This window comes from Campylobacter sp. 2018MI10 (assembly GCF_018501175.1).
Taxonomy (GTDB): Bacteria; Campylobacterota; Campylobacteria; order Campylobacterales; family Campylobacteraceae; genus Campylobacter_E.
Genome location: NZ_JAHCZD010000058.1, coordinates 1 through 587 on the forward strand (window position 1 = coordinate 1; position 587 = coordinate 587).

Sequence of the window (587 nt, forward strand, 5' to 3'; positions counted from 1 at the left end):
GGATTATAGTATTCTTATCATTGATTCTATACAAACTCTATATTCAAATAAAGTCACTTCAGCAGCAGGAAGCATCACTCAGGTGCGTGAGATTACTTTTGAACTTATGCGTGTTAGCAAGGCTTATAATATCAGTACTTTTATCATAGGGCATATTACTAAAGAAGGTGCTATAGCAGGGCCTAGGGTTCTTGAGCATATGGTAGATGTGGTGCTTTATTTTGAAGGAGATGCCACTAAAGAAATCAGACTTTTAAGAAGCTTTAAAAATCGTTTTGGTGGAACGAATGAAGTAGGTATTTTTGAGATGACTGCTAAGGGTTTGATTGGCGCAAAAGATTTAGCAAATCGTTTTTTTTCTCGTGGAAAGTCTATTTCAGGAAGTGCTTTAGGTGTTGTGATGGAAGGATCTCGTGCCTTGGTTTTAGAAGTTCAAGCTTTAGTGTGTGAAAGTTCTTATCCAAAACGCAGCGCTACAGGATATGAAAAAAATCGCTTAGATATGCTTTTGGCTTTGCTTGAAAGAAAGCTTGAAATTCCTTTAGGGCATTATGATGTATTTGTAAATATTAGCGGCGGAGTAAAAG

At 36.8% G+C, this 587-nt stretch carries 1 protein-coding gene; it reads left to right on the forward strand.

The features are described from left to right. A partial coding sequence (locus KJR01_RS09650; RefSeq protein ID WP_502756455.1) for a DNA repair protein RadA family protein occupies positions 1–587 on the forward strand: 587 nt, incomplete at both ends.